This window comes from Flavivirga abyssicola (assembly GCF_030540775.2).
Taxonomy (GTDB): domain Bacteria; phylum Bacteroidota; class Bacteroidia; order Flavobacteriales; family Flavobacteriaceae; genus Flavivirga; species Flavivirga abyssicola.
Map to the genome: position 1 here is coordinate 3,880,444 of NZ_CP141266.1, position 25,068 is coordinate 3,905,511.

Annotated in this window: 18 protein-coding genes and 1 other RNA gene; 12 read left to right on the top strand and 7 right to left on the bottom strand. The window is 32.8% G+C overall.

The genetic code is table 11. The annotated features are described in order from the left end of the window. Positions 1-25: 25 nt before the first annotated feature. Positions 26-1,045, bottom strand: a complete 1,020-nt coding sequence (locus Q4Q34_RS16220; RefSeq protein WP_303315147.1) for a cytochrome d ubiquinol oxidase subunit II — start codon at positions 1,043-1,045, stop codon at positions 26-28. Next, positions 1,046-2,350, bottom strand: coding sequence for a cytochrome ubiquinol oxidase subunit I (locus tag Q4Q34_RS16225; protein ID WP_303315145.1), 1,305 nt, complete (start codon positions 2,348-2,350; stop codon positions 1,046-1,048). A 544-nt stretch (positions 2,351-2,894) separates the two neighbouring features. On the opposite strand from Q4Q34_RS16225, the gene Q4Q34_RS16230 reads away from it, so the two are divergent. The 3 genes from Q4Q34_RS16230 to Q4Q34_RS16240 all read left to right on the top strand — a co-directional run bounded on the left by Q4Q34_RS16230 (position 2,895) and on the right by Q4Q34_RS16240 (position 9,460). Continuing rightward, positions 2,895-5,729 carry a M16 family metallopeptidase gene (locus Q4Q34_RS16230; protein WP_303315143.1) on the top strand — a complete coding sequence of 945 codons (2,835 nt, stop codon included), beginning with the start codon at positions 2,895-2,897 and terminating at the stop codon, positions 5,727-5,729. Between the two features lie 165 nt (positions 5,730-5,894). After that, positions 5,895-7,916 (top strand): protein-disulfide reductase DsbD family protein, encoded by a 2,022-nt coding sequence (locus Q4Q34_RS16235; protein WP_303315141.1) that lies wholly within the window; start codon positions 5,895-5,897, stop codon positions 7,914-7,916. Positions 7,917-7,942: 26 nt separating this feature from the next. After that, positions 7,943-9,460 carry an aminotransferase class V-fold PLP-dependent enzyme gene (locus tag Q4Q34_RS16240; protein ID WP_303315139.1) on the top strand — a complete coding sequence of 506 codons (1,518 nt, stop codon included), beginning with the start codon at positions 7,943-7,945 and terminating at the stop codon, positions 9,458-9,460. A 93-nt stretch (positions 9,461-9,553) separates the two neighbouring features. Here the strand turns inward: Q4Q34_RS16240 and Q4Q34_RS16245 are convergent, their stop codons facing one another. Together Q4Q34_RS16245 and Q4Q34_RS16250 are read right to left on the bottom strand one after the other, a co-directional pair. After that, a complete protein-coding gene (locus Q4Q34_RS16245; RefSeq protein ID WP_330444532.1) occupies positions 9,554-10,720 on the bottom strand; it encodes an IS4 family transposase in 1,167 nt (388 codons plus the stop codon). A 529-nt stretch (positions 10,721-11,249) separates the two neighbouring features. Continuing rightward, a complete protein-coding gene (locus Q4Q34_RS16250) occupies positions 11,250-12,128 on the bottom strand; it encodes a LysR family transcriptional regulator (protein ID WP_303319198.1) in 879 nt (292 codons plus the stop codon). A gap of 79 nt (positions 12,129-12,207) precedes the next feature. Here Q4Q34_RS16250 and hutH point away from each other — a divergent pair, with 79 nt between their 5' ends. Genes hutH through hutI form a run of 3 tightly spaced genes read left to right on the top strand, consistent with a single transcriptional unit; the run spans position 12,208 to position 16,948 of the window. Continuing rightward, positions 12,208-13,701, top strand: coding sequence for a histidine ammonia-lyase (gene hutH, locus Q4Q34_RS16255; protein ID WP_303319197.1), 1,494 nt, complete (start codon positions 12,208-12,210; stop codon positions 13,699-13,701). Positions 13,702-13,709: 8 nt separating this feature from the next. After that, on the top strand, positions 13,710-15,707 hold the full coding sequence (locus Q4Q34_RS16260; protein WP_303319196.1) for a urocanate hydratase: 1,998 nt from the start codon (positions 13,710-13,712) through the stop codon (positions 15,705-15,707). Further along, on the top strand, positions 15,707-16,948 hold the full coding sequence (gene hutI / locus Q4Q34_RS16265) for an imidazolonepropionase (RefSeq protein WP_303319195.1): 1,242 nt from the start codon (positions 15,707-15,709) through the stop codon (positions 16,946-16,948). The genes Q4Q34_RS16260 and hutI overlap by 1 nt, the downstream gene beginning before the upstream one ends. A 182-nt stretch (positions 16,949-17,130) precedes the next feature. Here hutI and Q4Q34_RS16270 read toward each other — a convergent pair whose 3' ends face one another. Continuing rightward, positions 17,131-18,168, bottom strand: a complete 1,038-nt coding sequence (locus Q4Q34_RS16270) for a glutaminyl-peptide cyclotransferase (RefSeq protein WP_303319194.1) — start codon at positions 18,166-18,168, stop codon at positions 17,131-17,133. A gap of 88 nt (positions 18,169-18,256) precedes the next feature. On the opposite strand from Q4Q34_RS16270, the gene ffs reads away from it, so the two are divergent. The 3 genes from ffs (at position 18,257) to Q4Q34_RS16285 (ending at position 19,884) form a co-directional block, all read left to right on the top strand. Then, an RNA gene (gene ffs / locus Q4Q34_RS16275) (signal recognition particle sRNA small type) lies at positions 18,257-18,355 on the top strand. Positions 18,356-18,569: 214 nt separating this feature from the next. After that, on the top strand, positions 18,570-19,373 hold the full coding sequence (locus Q4Q34_RS16280) for an SDR family oxidoreductase (RefSeq protein WP_303319193.1): 804 nt from the start codon (positions 18,570-18,572) through the stop codon (positions 19,371-19,373). 100 nt (positions 19,374-19,473) lie between these two features. Then, on the top strand, positions 19,474-19,884 hold the full coding sequence (locus Q4Q34_RS16285) for a hypothetical protein (protein WP_303319192.1): 411 nt from the start codon (positions 19,474-19,476) through the stop codon (positions 19,882-19,884). 6 nt (positions 19,885-19,890) lie between these two features. Here Q4Q34_RS16285 and Q4Q34_RS16290 read toward each other — a convergent pair whose 3' ends face one another. Next, a complete protein-coding gene (locus tag Q4Q34_RS16290; protein WP_330444552.1) occupies positions 19,891-21,243 on the bottom strand; it encodes a TlpA family protein disulfide reductase in 1,353 nt (450 codons plus the stop codon). Positions 21,244-21,594: 351 nt separating this feature from the next. Here Q4Q34_RS16290 and Q4Q34_RS16295 point away from each other — a divergent pair, with 351 nt between their 5' ends. Together Q4Q34_RS16295 and Q4Q34_RS16300 are read left to right on the top strand one after the other, a co-directional pair. Beyond that, positions 21,595-23,220, top strand: a complete 1,626-nt coding sequence (locus Q4Q34_RS16295) for an ABC-F family ATP-binding cassette domain-containing protein (RefSeq protein WP_303319190.1) — start codon at positions 21,595-21,597, stop codon at positions 23,218-23,220. A gap of 41 nt (positions 23,221-23,261) precedes the next feature. Then, entirely contained in the window at positions 23,262-23,663 is a 402-nt protein-coding gene (locus Q4Q34_RS16300; RefSeq protein ID WP_303319189.1) for a DUF3995 domain-containing protein, read from the top strand. Between the two features lie 16 nt (positions 23,664-23,679). On the opposite strand, the gene Q4Q34_RS16305 is transcribed toward Q4Q34_RS16300, so the two are convergent. Beyond that, positions 23,680-23,919: a putative signal transducing protein gene (locus Q4Q34_RS16305; protein ID WP_303319188.1), complete on the bottom strand. Its 240-nt coding sequence runs from the start codon at positions 23,917-23,919 to the stop codon at positions 23,680-23,682. Between the two features lie 297 nt (positions 23,920-24,216). Between Q4Q34_RS16305 and Q4Q34_RS16310 the strand changes: the two genes are divergently transcribed. After that, positions 24,217-24,987 (top strand): hypothetical protein, encoded by a 771-nt coding sequence (locus tag Q4Q34_RS16310; protein ID WP_303319187.1) that lies wholly within the window; start codon positions 24,217-24,219, stop codon positions 24,985-24,987. Positions 24,988-25,068 lie beyond the last annotated feature (81 nt).

Below are 25,068 nucleotides of genomic sequence, written 5' to 3' on the forward strand. Positions count from 1 at the left end.
TGAGGGAATTAAACTAGTAGACGGACTATTTTTCTAAAATCTTTATCATTTTAAAAGACTTAAAAAGATGAAAAAGCCCAGGTAAAATTATTAATCCTCCAATAATTAAAGAGATGCCTAATACATTAGTAACTTCATTCGTTGAAGCAGTTTCTAAAATACTGATTTTATCATTGGAAGTAATAATAAAATAAGGAAAGTGAGTTACCATGGCAGCTATCAAAATCAAAATAACCTGTAAGCCAGCCAAAGAACGGCTCATAATTTTCCGAGCTTGCTTTATACTTTTTAATAAAGGAAAAATTAAAAAAGCAGAGAGTAATACTAAACTAATCGTATAAGGGTTTTTTAAAAAACCTGTAGCAAAAATAATATCATAGATAAATCCGTAACTTAATACTATAAAACCCAATAAGATAACGACTATAGTCGCATTCCGAGCTTTTTTTACATATATACGTCTATCGTCTCTTTCTGCTTCTCCTATTAATAATATGGACGTTAAAAAAGTGCATAAAGCAGCAAAGAACAGCCCAATTAAAATTGAAAAGGCATTAAACCAGGGGTTTATAAATAATTCATAAAAAGTAAATAATTCATAATCTTGAGTGATGATTAATTCACCAGATAACATGCCTCCAGCTGTCATTCCCAGAAAAATAGGAGTCAAAAAGCTCGATATTCTAAACATCCAATCGTATAAAATTTGAGATTTATCTTTATAAGCATCATAATGCCTAAACACAAAAGCAACGCCTCTCATGGTTATACCTAATAAAACCAAGGTTAAAGGGATGTGTAAATACACAGTAAGCACATTATAAAACTCTGGAAACCCCACCCATAGAATAACAACAAGAATGATAATCCATATATGGTTTGCTTCCCAAACAGGTCCCATAACCCGATATACGGTCTTTTTTGTTATTTGCTGACTCTTTTTAGTTGAGAATAATTCAACAATACCTGCGCCAAAATCTGCACCGGCCAGTATAACATATAATAGTAATGAAACCATTAAGAAGAATAAAACTACGTATAACATCTAAACAAGTTTTGAATTATTAAGTGATTTTATTTGTCGTCTCATAAGCCAGATGACTGCTACTGTTAGTATACTGTAGAGTGTGATATACATGTAAAAACTATAAATCATTCCAGGCATTGGAGTAACGGCATCTTTCGTTTTCATTATGTTGTGAATAATCCAGGGTTGCCTACCCACTTCTGTAACAATCCAACCAGCTTCTAAAGCAATAAAACCCATGGGAGCAAGCAGGACAAATAAAAGCCAAAACTTGTTATTGAGCCACCACGTTTTCTTTTTTAAACTAATAAAAAACAATAACCCAACAACTAATAGTAAAGTACCAATACCAACCATAGTTTGAAAAGCATAATGAACGATGGCCACGTTGGGGCGTTCATCTTCTGGAAAATCATTCAAACCTTTTACTTCGGCATTAAAATCCCCAAAAGCAAGAAATGATAAGGCTTTAGGAATTTCTATTTTATAAGAGACTTCCTTTTTCTCAACATCTACTATACCACCAATATAAAGTGGTGCACCTTTTTTTGTTTCATAATGCGCTTCCATGGCAGCCAATTTTACAGGTTGTCTTTTAGCAATGTCTTTTGCAGAAAGGTCACCGCTTATAGGCTGTAAAATGGCAGCAATGGCGCCAAATGTAATCGCTATTTTAAATGCTTTTTTATGAAGGTCTGTTTGTCTTTTTTTATAAACTTGATAAGCATGTACCCCAGCTACAGCAAAACCAGTTGCAGTAAAAGCAGCCAAAACCATATGCAAGGCTTGGGTAAACCATGCAGGGTTCAATAAAGCTTTTACGGGGTCAATGTTTAAGAATTCACCGTTAATATAATCAAAACCAGAAGGCGCATTCATCCATCCATTAGCAGAAACCACCAAAATACCAGAAGCTACGCCGGCAATACCAACAATAACTCCTGTAAACCAATGGAATTTTTCAGAAATCTTTCCCCAACCGTACAAATAAAACCCTAGAGCTATGGCTTCTACAAAAAAAGCAGCGCCTTCTAAAGAAAAAGGCATACCAATTATAGGGCCAGCATGTTTCATAAATTCAGGCCACAATAAACCTAATTCAAAAGACAATGCAGTACCGGAAACAGCCCCAATAACAAAAAATATGGCGACACCTTTTTGCCAAGATTTAGTGAGTTTTAAATAAACAGGGTTTTTAGTATTCAACCATTTTTTATGAGCAACAACCATAAAAAAAGGCATTACCATACCTATACACGCAAATACAATGTGAAAAATAAGCGTAAATGCCATTTGTAATCTTGAGGCATCTAAATTATCCATAAGAAAGGATTTAAAATAGTATTACAAAGGTACTTTATAAAGGTTAATTTTAATCAAAATATAGCCTATAATATTCTAATATTTTGGGGTAAATTAAAAACGTATTTTGCAAATGAAATATTTTAAATATTTATTGAGAATTATATACCCGTTGAAGTTAAATTTATAGAGGCATAGATGTTTGCACTTTTGTTATTTTAAACTTTATGAACTCATCTTGACTTTTTGTTTTTAACCGAAAATGAGATAAAATTTGTTCAGATGAGGTATTTTTTGCAAGGCATAGCAGTGCTAAGCATAAAAAAAGTAACAACATATAGGCGAATTTTAGCCATTTTTTAGGAAATAGAAAAAGTAAAGATGAATTCTATATAAATTAGTTTAATAAGCCACCCATTATAAGTTTTATTTGTTGTTAGAGTTAAATATAATGCTATAAAAATAGAGTCTTAGAAGGTTAAAATTCAATTTTAACATTTTATTAATAAGGGGACGTAAGATAAAAAGCGTCCTTAGAGAGTAACATAAACAAAAACAATTACTAATGATTAAACTACAAATTAGAGTAATTACACTTTTATTTTTCATTGTAAGTACAGCAGTTCACGTATTTGCACAACAAAGTGTAACTAAAAATCTGGAATTAAATAGCCTAATCCCTTTAGACCAAAGTATAAAAAAAGGTGTGCTTCCAAATGGATTAACCTATTATCTTAAAAGTACAGATGTTACTAAAAATGTAGCGAGTTATTATATTATTCAAAATGTAGGATCTGTTTTAGAGAATGATGACCAACAAGGATTGGCTCATTTTTTAGAACACATGGCATTTAATGGCACTAAAAACTTTGAAGGCAAAGGTATTTTAAATACGATGCAAAAACATGGATTAGTCTTTGGAAAAGATATTAATGCCTATACTTCCTTTGATGAAACAGTTTATAATATAAACAATATTCCCACAACCCCAGAGCTTATAGATACAGGCTTATTAGTATTACATGATTGGTCTAACTATTTATTGCTTACAGACGAGGAGATTGATGCAGAAAGAGGTGTTATTAAAGAGGAATGGCGTACCCGCCAAAGTGGAGGCATGCGAATTCTTCAGAAAAATATAGGTACGATGTTTAACCATTCAAAATATGCAAAGCGTTTACCAATTGGATTGATGGATATTGTTGATAATTTTGAATACAAAGCATTACGCGATTTCTACCATGATTGGTATAGAACCGATTTACAGGCCATCGCTATTATAGGGGATATAGATGTTAATCAGGTTGAAGAAAAAATTAAAGCATTATTCTCAAAGATTCCAGCCGTAAAAGAGCCTAAAGAACGGTTTGTTGTTACTATTCCAGATAATGATGAGATGCTATATTCTATGGCTATGGATGAAGAGGTTACGACCTCGGGTATAAGTTTTGGAATAAGACACCCAAAACCTTTAAAGGAAGAAACAGTAGCTAGCTTAAAAGCCTCTCTTTTAAATAACATGATAACAAGTATGTTATCTGCAAGAATTACTGAGCTTTCTAGAAAGCCTGAAGCCACTTTTTTAAGCGCACGAATAGGCTATGGAGGTCATTCTAGATCAACAAAGGCATTCAATATAACCATAAACCCGAAACCAAATCAACAACATGCAGCTTTTAAATCTGTTTTAACAGAAGTAAATAGGGCGGTGAAGTTTGGTTTTGCTAAAGCTGAGATTGAAAGAACCATTACAGATTTTACGAGCTATTATGAGAATCAGATTAGCAAAAAAGACGACATGTCTCATAAACGTATCGTTAAATTGATACAAAACGATTATTTAGATAATGTAGCCATTGCAGATATAGAAAAGGAATTTGAGATTGTTAAATCAATATTTAATACATTAAAAGCAGATGAAATTCATTCAGCACTTAAAAAATTATACACAGATAAGAACAGATTTTTAACGCTAACAGGAGTAAAAGATAATAATAATTTAAGTAAAGAAGACGCATTAAATATAATCAGTGATGTAGAAAATGATGCATCCATAGAAGCTTATACAGATGAGTTTGGAGGAAAAACATTAATTTCTGGTATGACAATAAAGAATGGTGCAATTACTTCAGAAGAAACCAATAAGGCTTTAGAATCGACAACATTCACTTTAAGTAATGGTATAAAAGTACATTACAAATATGCTAACAAAAATGCTAATGATGTAAAATTAAAAGCTTTGAGTAAAGGCGGTACATCCTTATTAAATGATACAGATCTACCTTCAACAGCTATATTACCTAATGTTGTTCAATACTCAGGTTTAGGAGATTATTCCTCTACAGATTTACCAAAAGTATTAGCAGGTAAAACGGCAAATACTTCTATTGGTATTTCAGGTTTATCAGAAAGTATCTCAGGGTCATCTGTAACAAAAGATACAGAAACGATGTTACAGATGGTATATCTTCGTTTTGTAAAACCCCGTTTCGATGAAAATGGATATGATGTCATCATGCAAAATGTAGAAAACTACAAAATAAGAAGAAAGGAGAATATTGCTGAGAAAATGAAGGATAGTATGACTGTTACTTTGTATGGGACTAACAGTCCAAAGAAGCGTATATTTAATGATGCTTTTATTAAGGATATTTCTTTTGATAAAATAAAGGCGATCTATAATGATAGATTTGGTAATGCAGCAGATTTTGAGTTTTTTATTGTAGGAGATATAGAAAAAGAGGCTTTAAAGCCTTTGTTAGAAAGATACGTAGCAAGTATACCTACAAACGATACAAAAGAAACCTGGAAAGATAATTCTACGCCTTGGTTAAGTGGGAAAATAGATAAAGATATTTATCTAAAAATGGAAGACCCAAAAAGTTCTGTAAGGATTTCATATAAAAATGACTATAAATATAGTTTGAAAAATGCGTTGATAGCTCGTGCATTAGGAGATATGTTGGATTTAAGATATACCGAAACTTTAAGAGAAGAAGAAGGCGGAACATATGGAGCCAGTACGAATGCTGGCTTGTCTAAACGACCATTACAAAAAGCATCTATCTCTGTTAATTTTGATTGCAATCCAGATAAGGTAGAAACCTTAATAGCGATAGTACATGAAGAAATAAATAAAATGGCAGAAGGACATATTCTTCAGTTAGATTTAGATAAAACATTAACTAATTATTTAAAGGAGAGAAAGCAACAAAAAGATTATAATAGATATGAAATGAGTTTGTTAACGCGTTATTATCGTGAAGGTTACAATATGAATGATTCAAAGAATTTTGAAGATATTGTCAATAATATTACGATAAAAGATATTCAAAACTTTGCTAAAACACTTTTAAAAGATGCAAAATCTTATGAAATTGTATTCAAGCCTAAAGTTTAAACGTATTATTTCATTAAATAAAATTAAAGCATAGTAACATCTTTCTTAATACTTTTGTTTTTGTGTTAATTATATTCGAGTTAGTCCTTTGAAATATAATATAAGAAAGATAACTAAAGGGTTATTTATAAATAACCCTTTTTTAAAAATATATAAAATAATATTATGAAAAAAATTATTCTACTATTAGCCTTATTTTCTTTAACTATAGGGAACTCTCAAGTTTTTGATCCAGTTAAGTGGTCAACCTCTGTAGAGAAAATATCTGATACCGAATATAAGTTAATTTCTAAAGCAAGCATAGAGCCGGGTTGGCACCTATATTCTCAAGATGTACCTGAAGGAGGACCAATAGCTACAGCCTTTACTTTTGATGAAGCAAATGGTGCTTTTAAGTCTATAGGCAATACTACAGAAGAAGAAGGACATACTGTGAATGATCCTATTTTTGAAATGAAAATTAAGTTTTTTGAGAATAAAGCTGCTTTTGAACAAAAAATAGAGGTTTTAGGGGATAAAAAAACAGTGAATGCAACTGTTGAGTTTATGGTATGTGATGACACGAGATGTCTACCACCTAAAGAGGTTGATTTGGTTTTTAATTTACCAACTTTAACCAAATCGGAACCAAAAGCAGTTGAAGAAAAGCCTGCAATTACAGAAGCGCACTCAGACACATCTTCTTCAGAATCAGAATTAAAAGACGTAAAAACAGAGACCGGTAAACCAGCTTCAAATTCAGGATCAAAGAAAGGGCTTTGGACAATATTTTTTATTGCTTTTTTATCTGGATTCGCAGCATTGTTAACACCATGCGTGTTTCCTATGATTCCAATGACGGTAAGTTTCTTTACCAAGCAAAGCAAAAATAAAGCAGCAGGAATTAGAAATGCTATTATTTATGGTGTTTCAATTATGGTTATTTACGTATTGCTAGGCGTTATAGTTAGTTTAATTTTTGGCCCCGATGCACTTAATGCTTTATCAACGAATGTTTGGTTTAATATTGCTTTCTTCTTACTGTTAATAATATTTGCAGTATCCTTTTTAGGAGCTTTTGAGATTATGCTTCCTAATTCTTGGGCAAACAAAGTGGATAGTCAGGCAGACAGAGGCGGCCTAGTTGGTATTTTCTTTATGGCTTTGGCCTTAGCTATAGTATCTTTTTCTTGTACAGGACCTATAGTAGGAACATTACTTGTTGAAGCAGCAGCTGGAGGTAGTCAGGTAGGACCTATTGTTGGAATGTTAGGGTTTTCACTTGCTATAGCCTTACCTTTTGCACTATTTGCTGCATTTCCGGGCTGGTTAAATTCATTACCAAAATCTGGAGGCTGGTTAAATACAGTAAAAGTGGTTTTAGGGTTTTTAGAACTTGCTTTAGCATTTAAATTCTTGTCAAATGCCGATTTGGTATTACAATTGCATTGGTTAGAACGTGAAGTATTTATAGCCATTTGGATTGCTATATTTGGAGCGTTAGCTTTCTATCTTTTTGGAAAAATACAGTTACCACATGACTCTCCTTTAACCCATATTTCGGTTGGACGGTTATGTCTTGGTCTTTTAACACTCTCATTTACTATTTATATGATTCCAGGACTTTGGGGAGCGCCTTTAAACTTAATTAGTGCTTTCCCGCCACCACAACATTATAGTGAATCTCCATACGGTGTTGGATTTAACAAAGTTGGTTCTGGTGGTTCTGCAGATAATCATATAGAGGTTCCAGAAGGTGCCCACCTTATGCCACCTCATAATATCTTAGCTTTTAATGATTATGATAAGGGCTTGGCATATGCTAAAAAAATAGGAAAACCTGTTATGATTGACTTTACAGGACATGCTTGTGTGAATTGTAGAAAAATGGAACAAAACGTTTGGGTAAAACCTAAAGTGTTGGACATTCTTAAAAACGATGTGGTTCTTATTTCATTATATGTGGATGACAAGCGTAAATTAAAAGCCAGTGAAGTTATTGATTCTAAGTTACGACCAGGTAAAAAATTAAAGTATATAGGACAGAAATGGAGTGAATTACAAACCATTAAATATAAAACGAATTCTCAACCGTTTTATGTTCTTATGGATCATAATGAAGGCAATCTAATAGATCCTGTGGCGTATACACCAGATGTTGATGAATACTACACATGGCTAAAAGCAGGGGTTTCTAAGTTCAAATAAAAATTTATAGATATTAGAATAAAATTATGATAAAGACTATAAAGAATAAACTAACTCCTAAGTCTAAAGATAATGATTCAAGCCTAGAAGACTATTTTAAACCCTTTCGAAATAATATAGTTGGTGTAAACGAATCTTTTGAATCTCCTTATGGAAAGCAGAAAATTATTTATGCCGATTGGACAGCTAGTGGGCGACTATATAAGCCTATAGAACAAAAATTACTTAATCAAATAGGGCCTTTTGTAGCTAATACGCATACAGAAACATCTATAACTGGTTCTGCAATGACATTGGCTTATCATGATGCTAGAAATATCATTAAAAAGCATGTAAATGCTTCAAATGAAGATGTGCTTATAACAGTTGGCACAGGTATGACAGGAGCCATTAATAAGTTTCAACGTATTTTAGGTTTAAAACTAAATGAGAACTTAAAAGAACATACAGTTGTTCCAGAGGCTTTAAGACCTATCATTTTTGTGTCGCATATGGAGCATCATTCTAACCAAACATCCTGGTTAGAAACGATTGCACGCGTTGAAGTGATCCCTTCGAATGAGGCGGGTTTACCATGTGCAAAAAATTTAGAAAAGCTTATTGCTAAGTATAAAGATTGTCCAATAAAAATAGCAGCTATTACTGGCTGTTCTAACGTAACTGGTATTAGAACCAATTACCATGAAGTCGCAAAAATTATGCATCAGAATAATGGCTTGTGCTTTGTGGATTTTGCATGTTCGGCACCTTATGTAGATATTAATATGCATCCAGAAGATGAAGACATGTATTTAGATGCTATTACATTTTCCCCTCATAAATTCTTGGGAGGTCCTGGGGCTTCAGGCGTATTAATTTTTAATAAAAAATTATATAAAAATTTAGTGCCAGACAATCCAGGAGGTGGTACGGTATCTTACACTAATCCTTGGGGAGACCATGATTATATAGATGATATAGAAACTAGAGAAGACGGTGGAACACCAGGGTTTTTACAGGCTATAAAAATTGCACTATCCATCCAACTTAAAGAGAAAATGGGGGTACAAAATATCCTGGATAGAGAACATGAGTTGAATGCTATCATTTTTGAAAAACTGGGAGCCATAGAAAATCTAACAATACTGGCACCAGAGCATACAGATAGGCTAGGGGTGTTCTCTTTTTATATTGAAGACGCACATTACAATTTAATTGTTAAACTATTAAATGACCGTTTTGGGGTACAAACCAGAGGAGGATGCTCTTGTGCAGGAACCTATGGACATTATTTATTAAATGTAGACGAGCCAACATCTAAGTCTATAGAACAAAAAATATTGGAAGGCTGTTTGATAGAGCGACCAGGTTGGATAAGAATGTCTATTCACCCTACTATGACTAATGATGACATCCACTTTATTTGTGACGCTATTAAAGAGGTTGCTAAGCATTATGAGGCTTGGGGAAAAGATTATGAATACAACGCTATAAAAAATGAGTTTATTCATAAAGGAAATTACAATATCGAAAAAGAAATAACCAAAGATTGGTTTAATTTATAGTCTGATTTCGATGTAATCTTATCGTTAGCTCTCATTATTTTATAGTTATTGCTTTGTCATTCCTGAGAAGGCACACTACTGTCCGGAATAAATTTATTCAAAAATAGCATATTGATATTTAACTTTATTTTGTTGTTGTTTTCTAATTCTATTTTGATAGTCCATTGTGTTTTTGACAGGCACAAACATTAAAGAACAGAGCTTTTCAACAAATAAATAAAGAGGTTCTTTAGCTGATTTCATTTTCTTCAAGATCAATGCCAAAGTATAGGTAATGATGGCTGTATAGATCTGTATTTTCACTGCATTTTCAGATGTGCCTATAAACCGTTTTATCTTTAAATTTTGCTTTATCCATTTGAAAAACAATTCAATATCCCATCTTTTCTTGTATAGATCGGCTATCTGCTCTGCAGGTTTTTCTAAATCATTAGTTGCTATTATCAATGGGGTATCTTTATCTTCTCTTTTAACGGTAATTCTTCTTAACGGTTCCCTATACTCATTCTTTTTTCCTTTGCGTGGCGTTTTATTTTTAAACAAAACGATCTCATCTGCCATTATTCTACTTTCCTGTTTTGAATCTACAGGAAAGGTATCTACCACTTTGAGTGACGCATTTTTTTTAAATCGGGTTATAAAAATGCTATTGTGCCGATGTATTTTATACCACCAGTTGTAATCGGTGTAGCCTTTATCAAAAACGTAAACAGCATTGGGTTCTATTTTTAGCTCTTGACCTTTATTGATATCATTAATATCACTGTTGGTAATACTTAATTGGGATAATGTTTTGGTCAATGGGCTATATAACAAATGAATTTTAAGCCCTTTGGTCCGGTGATTCATTTCATCAACCCATTTATGGCGGTGGTTGCTCAATGGTATTGGTGAGGAATCCAATAGATATAAAAGCGCTTTTAAATCTTTAGTACTATCATGATGGACCTGTGATATAAGATAATTGGCCAATTCTTCAAAAACTCTTGAGTCCCTTTTTTGATTGGCCTCTCCCAAGGTAGACCTCTTTATCCTTTTTACCCCTAAATGATAATGTTTGTTAGAAAATGAGTTAAAAGTGGTCTCTAGTTCCCGTAAACTATTGGCCTTGCTTAATTGGGCATAGATCATAGCCACCAGATGATCCCATGTCTTAAATCCTTTTGAATATTTATCCGTTTTATTACGCTCTACTATGCTCCTGAATTTTTGCTTTGGCAATAATGATAACAGCTCTCCGAAATATGTTTGAGAATACATGAAAATTAAGTCTTTTGGTTTAACTAATCTTAATAAGATCAGTGAAAATAATACAAATAAAACAATATAATATATTATTCCGGACAGTAGTGTGAGAAGGCAGGAATCCACATGAATAACAGAAATATTTAATAGCGAGTAGGTTTCTGCTTTACTGAACTGCGGTGTACCACATCTTTAAAAAAAGATTCATTATTAACTTTTCTTTACCCGTCCAAAGAAAAGTAACAAACCTGCCTGCCATGCCTTTGGCTTGGTAGACCGACAGGCAGGAGAAAAGACGCCCCTTCGATAGGAATTTCTTCTCTCGGCTTACGCCCGAGAAGAACCAAGCACAAAACTTCGACGTCGCGCCAATGTATTATCCAATGCTATACTACTTTTCAATGTTTTTCCCCCAATGCGACACTCTGGCTGCTTCACTAAAATAGTCCACTGGACTATTTCTAAACGTTCTCCCCTCTTACGAAGGGTCGGGACTTGCCTAATGGTCATTTCTTAACGAACACCTTAATCCCTTTTTTTGTTCCTAAATAAAATCAAAGACCCTATTCAAAATAGGGTTTCTATTATGCTTATTCCATACCATTGAAAGCGTGGTTTTTTGTTTTATTTTAGATAATTCAATGAACTTTACTTTTTTGTTATTGATATCTATTAGAGACATGGGGACAATAGAAATGCCAAAATTATTCTCAACAAGCTTATATATAGAGCTAGCATGAATGGTATTATGTGAAATGATAGGAGAAAAACCACTATCATCGAAAATTTGCATCACTTTTTCAAAATAAGTAGTACTATATTTAGGGTCAAATAAAATAAATGGTTCCTCTTTCAACTGCTGTAAACCCTTAAAGGTTTCTTTATTTAATGCATGACTATGTGGTAACACCAGACAAAAATTCTCCTTTAAAATGGGTTTAATTTCCAATTCTTTAGGGACTCTGTCTAAACGTACAAAGCCTAAATCTATATCATAAGAAAGCAGCTCTTCTATTTGCTTATGATTTCCCATTTCTTTTAAGCTAAATAGTAGATCAGGATGTTCCTTCTCAAATGCTATTAATAAATTGGGAATTATTTCTTGCATGGCAGACCCTACATATCCAAATTTCAAATCACCTTTTTTACCATCATTCAATAATTTGGCATGATAAAAAGTGTGCTCCAGACTTTTTAAGTTTAAGGTTAATTCTTCTTTAAGGTATTCCCCAGCCTTGGTAAGTATTACTTTTCTATTATGTCTTTCAAATAAAAGAACCCCCAAATCATCTTCCATTTGTTTAATCTGTCTACTCAATCCTGGTTGAGAAATGAATAAACGTTCAGCAGCTTTTCTGAAGTGTAAATCTTTAGCAACCGCTAGAAAATATCTAATATGTCTTAATTCTATTTGATAACTCATGGTTATTGTTTTGAACTATAAATGATATTGTTAGTTATCAAAATTAAAAATAACTTTGTTATTCACCAATTTTTATAGAATGTCATTTAAGTACGGTATAGATAATTTAACAGTTAAAAAGGTATTAGCTATTTCCAAAGGCGAATTAACTGCTGTTATTACTTCAGAAGCAAAAGAACAAGTCATTGCATGCAGAAAAAAGGTTGAAACCATGGCTGCTGGAAATAAAGCTGTATATGGTATTAATACTGGGTTTGGACCCTTGTGTGATGTGCAGATCACAGCAGAAGAAACTAATAAGTTACAAGAAAACCTGTTGATTACCCATGCCGTTGGCGTAGGAACTCCTATAGATAAAGAACTCTCGAAAATCATGATGATTTGCAAGGTTCATGCTTTATGTCAAGGATATTCCGGAGTCCGACTAGAATTAATTGAAAGAATTTTATATTTCATAGAAAATGACTTATTACCAGTAGTTCCAAAACAAGGTTCGGTTGGAGCGTCAGGAGACTTAGCACCCTTGTCGCATTTATTTTTGCCATTGATAGGAGAGGGAGAGTTTTGGATTGATGATACCATTGAACATGCAAAAATAGGATTAGAAAAACATCAATTAACCCCTTTAACGCTACAAGCTAAAGAAGGGTTAGGTTTAATAAACGGTACACAATTTATTTTAGCACATGCTATTGTTGGCTTAGATAAAATGGCCTATTTATTAGATTTGGCAGATGTAGCTGGCGCTATGAGTATTGAAGGGTATCAAGGGAGTTCTTCTCCGTTTAGAGATGAATTACACAAAATACGTCCTTATAAAGGAACCATTGAAGTTGCAGAAAGAATGTTTATGCTACTCTATAAATCCCAGAATGTTGATTCTCATGAAAATTGTGAACGTGTACAGGATCCTTATTCCATGCGTTGCATTCCTCAAGTACACGGAGCTTCCAGAAATGCCTATTACCATTTAAAAGAGTTAGCAGAAATAGAAATGAATTCTGTTACTGATAATCCTATTGTTTTAAGTGATACCGAGGCTATTTCTGGAGGGAATTTTCATGGGCAACCTCTAGCTATGGCATTAGATTATACTTCAATAGCAGCATCAGAATTAGGAAATATTTCAGATAGAAGATGTTATTTATTACTAGAAGGTAAATTTGGATTGCCACGATTATTAACCACTGGAGGCGGTTTAAATTCTGGTTTTATGATTCCGCAGTACACAACAGCTGCTTTGGTAACAGAAAATAAGTCATTATGTTTTCCGCCATCAGCAGATAGTATTCCAACATCTTTAGGACAAGAAGACCATGTGTCTATGGGGAGTATATCAGGACGTCAATTCAATCAGATATTGGGAAATATTGATAAAGTATTAGCCATAGAACTCATGTATGCAGCACAAGCCTTAGAGTTTAGAAGACCCAATACGTTTTCGGATATTATTGAAGAAAACTTTAAGATTATCAGGGAAAAAGTACCAAGACTAGAAGATGATAGAATTTTAAAAGACGATATTAATGCCATGATTCGATTGGTTAAAGATCAAGCATTCAATTTAAAGTAAAGACAGAAATGACATTTCAAGATCAAATATTACAAGGTATTCCTGATATATTACCAGCTAAGAAAGTATATCCTAAAGATGCAAACAGAGCGCCAAAACGAAAAGATATTTTGTCAATAGAAGAAAAGCAATTGGCTATCAGAAATGCGTTGCGTTATTTTCCAAAGGATTGGCATCAGGAGTTGGCCATTGAATTTGCTGAAGAGTTGAAAGCATATGGTAGAATTTATATGTATAGATTCAAACCAGATTATGATATATATGCTAGATCAATTATAGAATATCCTGCTAAATCTACACAAGCAGCAGCGATCATGCTTATGATTCAAAATAACCTCGATCCTGCCGTTGCACAGCATCCAGAGGAATTAATTACCTATGGAGGTAATGGTGCCGTATTTCAAAATTGGGCACAATATCTTTTAGTGATGAAATACCTGGCAACCATGACAGATGAGCAGACTTTACATATGTATTCGGGGCATCCCATGGGGTTATTTCCATCTTCAAAGCATGCTCCTAGAGTTGTTGTAACGAATGGTATGATGATTCCTAATTATTCACAACCAGATGATTGGGAAAAATTTAATGCATTGGGAGTTACTCAATATGGGCAAATGACGGCTGGTTCATTTATGTATATTGGCCCTCAGGGAATTGTACATGGAACAACGATTACGGTTATGAATGCTTTTCGCAATATTTTACCAAAAGGAGATGATTCAAAAGGAAAAATATTTTTAACTGCAGGATTAGGAGGCATGAGTGGCGCACAGCCAAAAGCAGGAAACATTGCAGGTTGTATTACTGTTTGTGCAGAAGTGAACCCAAAGGCAGCTAAGAAGCGTTATGAACAAGGGTGGGTAGATGTATTGATTGACAACATAGAGGATTTAATTATTAGGGTTCAAGAAGCCCAAGCAACAAAAGAAGTTGTTTCTATAGCATTTATAGGAAATGTGGTAGAGGTATGGGAGCGATTTGATGAAGAGAACATTTTTATTCATGTAGGATCCGATCAAACCTCATTACATATTCCCTGGACAGGTGGTTATTACCCTGTAGGTATTTCATATGAAGAATCCAATCGATTAATTCGCGAAGAACCAGAGTTGTTCAAAGAAAAAGTGCAGGCATCGTTACGTAGACATGCTATGGCAATAAATAAACACACAGGGAAAGGCACTTATTTTTTTGATTATGGTAATGCTTTTTTATTAGAATCATCTAGAGCAGGAGCAGATGTAATGGCAGAAAATGGGATTGATTTCAAATACCCATCTTATGTTCAGGATATTTTAGGTCCTATGTGTTTTGATTATGGTTTTGGTCCCTTCCGTTGGGTCTGTCTATCTGGAGAATCAAAAGATTTAGACATTACAGATACAATAGCTGCAACTGTTTTACAAAATATTATGGAAAACTCACCTGAAGAAATTCAGTTGCAAATGCAGGATAATATAACCTGGATTAAAAATGCTAAAAAGAATAAGATGGTGGTGGGGTCTCAAGCACGTATACTGTATGCAGATGCAGAAGGACGTTCAAAGATAGCAGAAGCATTTAATAGTGCTATAGCAACAGGAGAAATAGGCCCTGTGGTTTTAGGAAGAGATCATCATGATGTAAGTGGAACAGATTCCCCTTTTAGAGAAACCTCTAATATTTATGATGGCAGTAAATTTACAGCAGATATGGCTATTCATAATGTTATTGGAGATAGTTTTAGAGGTGCCACGTGGGTATCTATACACAATGGAGGAGGTGTAGGCTGGGGAGAGGTGATGAATGGCGGTTTCGGAATGCTACTGGATGGCACACCAGAAGCAGAAGCACGTTTAAAAAGTATGTTGTTTTATGACGTAAATAACGGCATTGCTCGTAGAAACTGGGCTCGAAATAATGAAGCTATCTTTGCAATAAAGCGGGAAATGGAACGAACACCTAATTTAAAAGTAACAATTCCTAATTTAGTAGCCGATAGTATCCTTAATAATTTATTTTAATGACTACCTTATTCAAAAATATAAAAGAACTCATTCAAGTACGAACAGAGCCTATAGCATTTGTTTCTGGAAAAGCAATGAGTGAGTTACCTACCATAAAAAATGCTTTTTTAATTGTAGAGAAAGGATTGATTTCTGATTTCGGCAGTATGGAAAATTGTCCTAAAACAGCATTTTCGGAAGTTATTGATGCCACTGGAAAAATGATCTTACCATCCTGGTGTGATTCCCATACGCACATTGTCTATGCAGGAAATCGCGAAAGTGAATTTGTAGATCGAATAAAAGGATTATCTTATGAAGATATCGCTGCCAATGGTGGTGGGATATTGAATTCAGCTAAGAAATTACAAGAAACATCAGAAGAAGCACTATATGATCAAAGTAAGGAGCGTTTAGAAGAAGTCATTCAATTAGGGACTGGAGCCATTGAAATTAAATCTGGTTATGGCTTAACAACGGAAGCCGAATTAAAAATGTTACGCGTCATTAAACGTTTAAAAGAACATTATCCTATAGAAATAAAAGCCACTTTTTTAGGAGCACATGCTGTGCCAGCTGAATATAAAGAGCATAAAGAGGCCTATTTAAAATTATTAATAGAAGACACGCTTCCCAAAATAGCTAAAGAACATTTAGCAGAATACATCGATATTTTTTGTGAAACCGGTTATTTTTCTGTGGCTGATACAGAATTAATTCTTGAAGCTGGAAAAAAATATGGACTGATACCCAAAATTCATGTTAACCAATTCACGGCAATTGGAGGTGTTCAGGCTGGAGTCCATCATAATGCTTTATCTGTAGATCATTTAGAAGTGATGCGTGATGAAGATATTGAAGCTCTTAAAAAAACGAATACCATGCCTGTGTCCTTACCAAGTTGTTCTTACTTTTTAAGTATCCCATATACACCAGCTCGTAAAATGATTGATGCTGGGTTACCATTGGCATTAGCAACAGATTATAACCCAGGTTCAACACCATCGGGGAATATGAATTTTGTGGTCTCTACAGCTTGTATAAAAATGAAGATGACACCAGAAGAGGCTTTAAATGCAGCTACTTTAAATAGTGCTTATGCTATGGGGATAGCAGATAAAGTAGGTTCTATAACCAAAGGAAAACAGGCTAATTTAATACTTACCAAACCAATCAATTCTTACGGGTTTATACCGTATTCATTTGGTACTAATCAGATTGAAAAAGTCTATTTGAAAGGGAAAGAAATCAGCGTTTAGTACAATGAATTGTTTGTCATTTTTTATGCGATTTCTCACATTCGTTCGAAATGACTCGGGACGTAATTAAGCTTAGTGGTCAACATCGACAGTAGGAGACATCACATTGTGACTTTTGACAAAACGAAGGTATTATTTATTAATGCCTCAGTCGTTCCTCATTTGACATGATGACTAGTGAATTACTTCTCAATAACCTCTACTTCAAATAATTTATCCCAATGTTTACCAGTTACAAAAATAGTATTGTTTTTTGGGTTGTAAGCGATACCATTAAGAACATCTAAGGTTTCATGCTGAGTGACCAATTTTTTAAGAGGAGAAAAATCAATAACACCAGTAACAGCACCATTTTTAGGATTAATAATAGCGACACCATCTTTTTGATAACGGTTTGTATAGATGTTTCCATCAATCCATTCCATTTCATTGATCCCTACAATTTTTCCTTTATTAGTATACACTTGAATATATGATTCTTCAACTAGCGTATTTGAGTTTAAAGACCATATTTTTTCGGTACCATCACTCTTATAAATGGTATTTTCATTGTTGCATAGTCCCCAGCCTTCTTTGCTGTTTCCATACTTGAAGCTACTTATTTTATCAAATGAATTTACGTCATAAACAAAACCAGTACCTTCCCTCCAGGTTAATTGATATATTTTATCATTTAAGATCGTCAGCCCTTCTCCAAAATATTCATCAGCTAAGTCAATGTTTTTGATGATTTTCCCCGTTTTGTAATCAATTTTTCTAAGTTTAGACTTTTTATATTGACCAGTGCTTTCATAAAGCGTATCATTAAAAAATTCTATCCCTTGCGTATATGAAGTGATATCATGCGGATATTCATTAATAATTTTATAACTGTAAACTTTTGGAGGAGCATCATTTAATATGGTAACGGTTGTAGTAACTGTTTCCTTTTCATCATTATTAAAATATACAATGGCTTCAATAGTTTGTTTTCCTAATTTGAAATTGGTTAGTTGAATAGTTTCGCCGACCTTCATACCATCCAGAGTATAAAAAACAGAATCTATAATGTGCTTTTTTTTGTTTTCTAACGAGAGAGATAAGGCTGTATTAATAGAAATATCACCTTTATTAGCATTCGTTTTAATAGAAAAGGCACTTTTATTTTTACCAGAATTAGGTCCGCAAGACATAATTAATCCTCCTAAAAATATGATTAATAGATATTTGAATGTTTTCATTGTTAATTTTTAATTTGAAGCAAGATATTTATTTAAAATCAGTTTAAAAAATCATTGTGAAATTTTTAAAAGATCGTATCTTTGCACCCGGCAAGTCCTACACAACCAGCTCCTGTTGAATCCTCCAGGTCGGGAACGAAGCAAAGGTATACGGTTGTAGCGGTGTGATGTAGGTAGCTTGCCTTTTTTTGTACCATAAACTTAAATCTTGAAAGCTTTGGCGAATCAAGATTTTTTAGTTTCATGTATTACCATAAAGACGGGTTTTTTTATTTTTTATCGAAAAGAATCCCCTAAGAGTTTAAGCTAAAACCACCTAAATACCTCGTATTATTGCGTTGGTGATTGTTGGTTTTAAGAAATTTTTATTTGTATTTTTAACACTTCAATTATTTTAAAAAATGTCTAAAGTTGTTTTAATCACTGGTGGTTCTTCAGGAATCGGAAAATCTATTGGAGAATACTTAAGCCAAAAAAGCTTTATAGTTTATGGTACTAGTAGAAACCCTGATAAGTATAAAGATAGTAAGTTTCCTATTTTAGCATTAGATGTTAAAGAGCATACCACCATATTGGAAACGGTTCATACTATTATAGAAAAAGAGGGGAGGTTAGATGTTGTTATAAATAATGCTGGAGCTGGTATAACAGGCCCTATTGAAGAGATACCAGAAGCAGAAATTAAAGCTAATTTTGAGACTAATTTTTTTGGACCTATTAATGTTATAAAAGCAGTGTTGCCACAAATGCGCAAACAGCAATCGGGGTTAATTATTAATATAACATCTATAGCAGGTTATATGGGGCTACCATATCGAGGTATTTATAGTGCGAGTAAAGGGGCTTTAGAACTTTTAACAGAGGCTTTTAGAATGGAACTTAAAGGTTTTAACATAAAAATGACCAATGTTGCTCCAGGTGATTTTGCTACAAACATTGCTGCTGGTCGTTATCATGCCCCGCTTCTAGAAACATCTCCTTATTTAAAGCCATATGGAAATGCGCTAAACTTAATGGATGCACATGTAGATAGTGGAAGTGATCCAAACCTAATGGCAGAGGCTATTTATAAAATTATAAATACAGGCAATCCGAAAGTACATTACAAAATAGGAGTGTTTATGCAGAAATTCTCAATCGTTTTAAAACGAATATTGCCAGATACGGTTTATGAAAAGTTATTAATGAATCATTATAAGCTTTAATCCGTATTTTCTACCTTCATTTCGAAGTTCTAAAAGGTAATAGGGGTAAAAATATTTTCGGCATATTATTTGATATTTATTGTTTTTTAAACTTAATACTATGAAACAATATTTACCTATAATTCTTTTAATGTTCCTTTTTTCTTTTAGCAGTTGTGATGATACATTAGATTGTATTATTAATGTAAGACCAGAAATACGTACTAAAACCTTGGCATTAGGATTTGTAGATGAGTATTATTCTGAAGCCATTACTGCCGAAATTAAAAATGAAGTAAATGATAATGATTATGATTATTATTTCGATGTTGTAGGCAGGTTACCAGAAGGCATAGAAGTATTTTATAATAGACGTAGAGAAGTTGTATTTAAAGGAATTCCTAAAGAAGCAGGACGTTTTCGTCTTGAAGTTTACCTGGAAGTTACATCGCACTATGATGAAGGTGGAAGGATTAATGGTCCGTTATGTTCCGATAATACCTCAGAATCGTATGTCTTGGTTATTAGGTAATTTAATCTATCGATTTATTAAACCTAAAAGCTCTTTTTCGAATTTTACAGAAAAAATATTCGCATTACCATTCACTATTTTTTTGTGTTGATCAATTATCATAGCTTTTGTCATTGGATGAATGGCTAAAGTTCTAGAGGCTTCTTTTGGATTTTTAAAAGTATACTCATTTTTATAGGTAAACTTGTTATTTTTTAATGAGTTTTTCGGTTTTTCTAGCCCATAATCATCAATATTAATAGTAATAAAAACAACTTCGGGATACTTCATTTGTAACTTTTTAATTTCTTTATGACTGTTTTTAAAATGTTCATGATAAGTATGCGACCAAAAACTAATAACTGTAGGTGCATTTATAACTGAACTAATATCAACTTCAACACTATCATAATTAACAAGTTTAATATTTGGAATGTTAAACCCCGTTTTTAAATTATTTAAAGAATTAGTGAATTCTGTTAATTTCTTTTTGCCTTTTTCGCTTTTAGTTTTACTTAAATAAGATTTCAAAATGACATTGTTATTCTCTGGCTTCTTGTTTTTAGATATATAATTTATTACCAACTCATATAATAATTCGTCTTTAATATCAGTATTTGTTATTAAGCTATCAATAAGATTTAACTTATCTAAATTATAACATAATGAATACCTGTTGAAGTGTTTGCCATTGGAATGAGCATTATGCTCTTTTAGAGAAATATTGCTAAAAGTATACTTTAAAAATTTTTTGTATTTATAGTAATGAATGGATAAATCATTATTATAATTAATATCTTTTCTGTAGTTATAGAAATCTTCTGGAAGTGATTTTAAAACAGCCTCTTTATTATTTCCATAGTGTACAAACGGATATACTTCTTTACTAGAATAATAGTCATAATCTATATTGGCACGGGCTATTTTTTCAAATAAAGGTGAGGGTTCAAATTTGCTTTTAAAAGTATTGAATTTTTTAACTTTTAGGTTTCTTAATGAATCTATACGGTTTTGATAGACTGTAGGCGATAATTGACAAAGCTTAAAAATATATTTTTCTTCAACTTCGTTTTCTAAAAACTCATTGATAAGATAATTGTTTTTTCTAGATCCTTTTCCTGTAAAAACAAGTGATTCATCAAAATCTAAAGTATTCAATCTAAACAAAACACTGTCTTTTGGTTCTAATAGCACCATTTGATATTCATAGCCATGTCTAAATGAGTAGAGTCCTTCTTCTAAATGATTAACTTTGTATAAAAACCTGTTTCTATTGTCAAGTTTTATAGTATCAATAGTTATATCGGACTTTAATAACACGACATAATTAGCGGTTGGATTAATAATTTCGCCACCTATGTATGCGTAATTATCTTCCATTTCACTTTTATTCTTGCAGCCTAAAAGTGCCAATATCACTAATGTTATTGAAAAGTATAACTTCATAAAATCCCCCCTAATAGTATTAAATTAATACAAATTACGATACAAAAATATGTGTTGTATTTATAAAGTGCTGTTAATGCGTTGTTAAATATTACTATAACTGAAAAAAACGAAACTTTTTTATTTAAAAAGAATGTATCTAAGTTTCTTTGTGACATTTGAATTTTCTACTTTTGCAAAAACTTGCTAAAAGGGATATGTCAAGGAGTAAACCTTATTAAAATAGTGAGTTTTTAAAGACCTAATTGATAAATAAAAATATCTGAGAAAATTAAAACAACACTTATGCTATCAGTATCAAATCTTTCAGTTCAATTTGGAAAACGTATTCTTTTTGATGAAGTAAATACAACCTTTAATAATGGTAATTGTTACGGAATTATTGGTGCCAATGGTTCAGGAAAATCAACATTTTTAAAAATCCTTTCCGGGAAACAAGAAGCAACATCTGGTCATGTTTCTTTAGAATCTGGAAAACGTATGTCTGTCTTAGAGCAGAATCATAACCTATATGATGAACATACTGTTTTAGAAACTGTTTTAATGGGAAATAAACCATTATTCAAGATTAAATCTGAAATGGATGCGCTTTATGCTGATTATTCTGATGAAAATGCTGAAAAAATAGGGGAACTTCAAGTACAGTTTGAAGAAATGAACGGTTGGAATGCCGATAGTGATGCGGCTGCCATGTTATCTAACTTGGGTATTAAGGAAGAATTTCATTATACTTTAATGAGTGATTTGGATGGTAAACAAAAAGTACGTGTCTTATTAGCACAGGCGTTATTTGGTAATCCAGATGTCTTGATTATGGATGAGCCAACAAATGATTTAGATTATGAAACTATTTCGTGGCTTGAAAACTTCTTAGCTAATTATGATAATTGTGTTATAGTCGTCTCTCACGACCGTCACTTTTTAGATGCAGTATGTACCCATATTTCTGATATTGATTTTGGAAAAATAAATCACTTTTCTGGAAACTATACGTTTTGGTATGAATCATCTCAATTAGCTGCTCGTCAGCGTGCACAGCAAAATAAAAAGGCAGAGGAAAAGAAGAAAGAATTAGAAGAGTTTATTAGACGATTTTCCGCTAACGTAGCTAAAAGTAAACAAGCAACGAGTAGAAAGAAGATGATTGATAAATTAAATATTAACGATATAAAACCAACATCGCGTAGATATCCAGCTATTATTTTTGAACGCGATAGAGAAGCTGGAGATCAGATTTTGAATGTTGAATGTTTAGCCGCTTCTGCAGATGGAGAGATCTTATTTAAAGATATAGATTTAAACCTTGCTAAAGGTGATAAGGTTGTTGTGTTCTCAAGAGATTCTAGAGCTACTACAGCATTTTATCAAATATTAAACAATAAAGAAAAGGCAGATGCTGGTAAATTTGCCTGGGGTATTACAACCACACAATCATATTTACCACTAGATAACAGCGAGTTTTTCAATAATGATTTAAGTTTAATTGATTGGCTACGTCAATGGGCTCAAACTGAAGAGGAAAGGGAAGAAGTTAATATTCGCGGTTTCTTAGGAAAAATGATTTTTAGTGGAGAAGAAGCATTTAAAAAATCGTCTGTATTATCTGGGGGAGAGAAAGTACGTTGTATGTTATCCAGAATGATGATGACAAGAGCTAACGTACTACAGTTAGACGAGCCTACAAACCATTTAGATTTAGAGAGTATAACGGCTTTTAATAATTCACTTAAAAACTTTAAGGGCACTATTTTATTCACGACGCATGATCATGAATTTGCACAAACTGTAGCTAACAGAGTTATAGAATTAACACCAAATGGGGTTATTGATAGATATACAACGTTTGATGAATACATGCAAGATGCTAAAATTAAAGAATTGCGTAATAAAATGTATGCGGTTACCGCTTAACAATTAATAATTTAAATCTGTACGTAGTTTTATCATCTATATTGGGTTTTGTATTCTTTACATTAGCACTTATCCATTTAAATTGGGTTATGGGAGGTACGTTTGGATTTGCTGAATCATTGCCTACAAAAGAAACAGGAGAGCGTGTTTTAAACCCTAAAAAATTTGATAGTGCTGTTGTAGGGGTTGGGCTTATGTCTTTTTCCTTTTTCTATTTAATAAAAGCGGGTTGTATAAATTTGAATTTACCAGATTGGTTATTGGACTATGGTAGCTGGATTATACCTGCCATATTCTTTTTAAGATCCATTGGAGAATTTAAGTATGTTGGCTTTTTTAAAAAAGTTAAGACGACAACTTTTGGGAAATTAGACACAAAATTTTACTCGCCCTTATGCCTTTTCTTAGGTATGGTTGGTGTGATATTGCAACTAATAAGATAGATCAAGGCGCATCTTTTTATGATTTTAGCTCAGAAGAGATGTTTTCAACGATCCGTATCGCTTTATCAAGCTCATCCTTATTTACAAAAATTTCTTGAAACCCTGGAATTATACCTCCTCCAAAACCTGCTAAACGAGCAGATTCTGTTGAGTCTTTAACAACCGCATTAATATCAATTGCTTTTAATTCACTAATAATTCGTTGAACAATTATAAAATCTCCTGTAAATATTTTTATATAATTTGAATCCATCATAGTTATAAGTTTGTGAGTGTCTTTTAAAGATACAAAATTTTAAATAAAAACCATTAGATTAAGTAAAAGTCGCGGTTAAAATTTTAGTAATAAGAACTTACTTGCTTTTGATGTAAATTTTAACATTTCTTATCATATAAAAATTCCTATTTACGCCTTGTTAAATTTCCTTAATTGTTTGTAATACAGATAGTTTTAGACGAACGGTTGCGTTTTAACGTATTTGTAATCAGTTAGTTGCAGTTTATTTCGTTTTTATGTATACTTGTTCTACCCTAATTAAATTAAAATTTTAAAATGAAAAAACCTACTCTAACTTTTATGCTTTTTTGCTTTATTTCTATGTCCTATGCTCAAGTTGGTATTGGAACTGTAACACCAAATAATTCATCAGTACTTGATGTTCAAAGTACTAACAAAGGTGTGCTGCTTCCGCGACTGACTAATGCGCAGAAAAATAATATTCCGAGTCCAGCAACTGGACTTATGGTGTATGACACAACCAATAAATGTACCTCTGTAAATATTGGCACACCTTTTTCTCCAGATTGGGAGTGTTTAAATAAAACAGATAATGCAACTATACCTACGGTTATTGTATCTAATACATCTTTGGTAGTTGATACATCGAATGATCGTGAATGGCTTGATGTGCCAGATTTAAGTGCGACGTTTACAATTTTAGAAGATGAAACCATTAAAATAGATTGGACATTGTTTTCTGGCCAATTGAATTCGTCAACCGATTCCGGTTTTGCTCAGATGTTTACTATTCTCGAAATTAACGGCGCCAATGATGTTACGTCTTCTAATTATCTGCCTATGATTCATAATCCAGGAGGTGATAGTTTTAGACTTTTAATGAATAATTCTACGTTTTCGCATGCCATTACTCTTAATGCAGGAACTTATACTGTAAAAGTAAAAGTTTATATGGCTAGATTTTTAGGTACTACTACTAGTGTAGAAATTGGTAGCCATATTGGTACTTGGTCAGGAGGTAATAACATGACAGCTCAAGAAAAACTTAATGCAGCTTCAAATAAACTATTAATTACTTTTCTTTAGTGTAGTTGTAAAAATTATTGATAGAAGTCTAAAAAAGTTAAACAGTCTTTTTAACTTTTTTAGACTTCTTTTTTATCTCGA